General features: G+C 63.0%; 1 protein-coding gene and 1 pseudogene. One reads left to right on the forward strand and one right to left on the reverse strand.

Annotated elements, in window-relative coordinates:
• Positions 1 to 65: 65 nt before the first annotated feature.
• Positions 66 to 917, reverse strand: a pseudogene (locus tag HGQ17_RS14810) (ISL3 family transposase); the annotation flags it as partial.
• Between the two features lie 294 nt (positions 918 to 1,211).
• Between HGQ17_RS14810 and HGQ17_RS14815 the strand changes: the two are divergent.
• On the forward strand, positions 1,212 to 1,457 hold the full coding sequence (locus HGQ17_RS14815; protein ID WP_168888725.1) for a hypothetical protein: 246 nt from the start codon (positions 1,212 to 1,214) through the stop codon (positions 1,455 to 1,457).
• The last annotated feature ends 255 nt before the right edge of the window (positions 1,458 to 1,712 follow it).

A 1,712-nucleotide genomic window follows, 5' to 3' on the forward strand; every position in this document is an offset into this window, starting at 1 on the left:
TCCTGAGACCAACTGTCCACGATGTCATGAGACAGAAGCGTCCACGATGTCCTGAGACTTCACACGCCAGAACGGCCGCGGTGGCCGGTGGTCTCACGCTGGACCCGCTGGCGGGCCTGATCCAACGCGTCCCCAGCCAAAGCAACGACGTGGAAGGGATCCATCACCGCGGTGGCCTCAGGCAGCTCTTCGGCGGTGGCTGTCTTGAACCCGGTGAACCCGTCCATGGCCACCACCTCGATGCCGTTGCGGAAGTCCTCGTTCTGGGCGTCGATCCAGGTCTTGAACACGGCCTTGGACCGCCCCGGGGCCATGTCCAGCAGCCTGGCTGGGCCGCGGCGTTCCTTCACCGGGGTCAGGTCGATGATCACGGTGACGTAGTGAGAACCCCTGCCGGTGTGGCGCCAGCAGTGCTCATCGACACCGATGACCTTCACACCCTCGAACCGGTGAGGGTCTTCGATCAGCAGCTGCCGGCCGGCGGCCAACACGGCGTCGTTGACGGTATGCCATGAACTGGCCAGGGCGGCAGCAACCCGGGAGATGGACATCCTGTCGATCACTACCGACTTCAGCGCCCACAACACCGCATGCCTGCTCAGTTTCGCCCGCGGGGCCGCAGCCGTACTGGTGTCCTGCCGCCATACCCGAGCGCAGTCGGTACACCGGTATCGGCGGACCCGCACCCACAGGGTGGTCGGCCGCCACCCCAGTGGCAGGTGCACCAACTTCCGCACCACCGTGCCCCGCAGGACGCCTTCACCGCCGCAGTTCCGGCACCACCGATCGTCTTCAGCGACACGGCATTCTAGGACCGCGCGGTCGTGGCGGATCTGCTGACCAGTCACCCGCAGGCCGAGGCCGTCGATCAGGCAGAAGCTGTTGAGGTCAGGGAGGGTGAAAGTAGGCTTGGGCACGTCGAGGTCTTTCAGATGGGCAGTGTAGGAACTTCCATCTTCGGAAGGCCTCGACCTCTATCCAGCCACCACCACGCCGACCCCGCTACGCGTCCCCGGCTTCTACACCCTCAAATGCGAAGAGCCGGTAAAAATCGCACGAGGCTAGCACTGAGTAACCCCGTCGTCACCGATGACGCGGGGATCGGCAGAAGCGGAAGCGTCAGGCGATCAGCAGACTCGCAAACCGACTTACCGGCCCGTTAGAAGACCAGCAGTGGGCGTGCATCCACCTCTTCCAGAGGAGATGCAATCATGTCCAGCGCCCAGATTTCGCCTCCTGTTGCCCGCGCTCGCGGTCGTGTTGCCGCGCTGTCGCGATCAAGGACCCCTGATGATCCAGACTTCGTCGAAGCGCGGCGCAATCTCACCGCTCTAACGCTTGAAGAGCACATTGAGCGCGTCCTGGTGAAGGCCCCGCCGCTCACTGATGAGCAGGCTGAACGGATCGCATATCGCCTTCGCGGCGGTGGCGCTACTAGCCAACATCAGCAGCAGTAGCTCCCACGCGCGAGCACCGCAATTGCCGACGGGCGTGAGAGCCGGGCATAAGACAAAGCATTACAAAGGAAAACCATGTGCTCAGAGATGAATGGCCGTCCCGAGCTGGACACCGGGACGGCCACCGACGATTCACCTGGCAGTGAAGTCTCTTCAAGGCTAGCAACGACCATGTCAAACTTTCAGCTGCCGACGAGACTCATGGAAAGTCCCCGCGTAACCAGGGGCCGTGCCTCATTGAAAAGTCCCCGGCAA

Origin of the sequence: Nesterenkonia sedimenti (genome assembly GCF_012641515.1) — a bacterium.
Classification (GTDB): Bacteria; Actinomycetota; Actinomycetes; order Actinomycetales; family Micrococcaceae; genus Nesterenkonia; species Nesterenkonia sedimenti.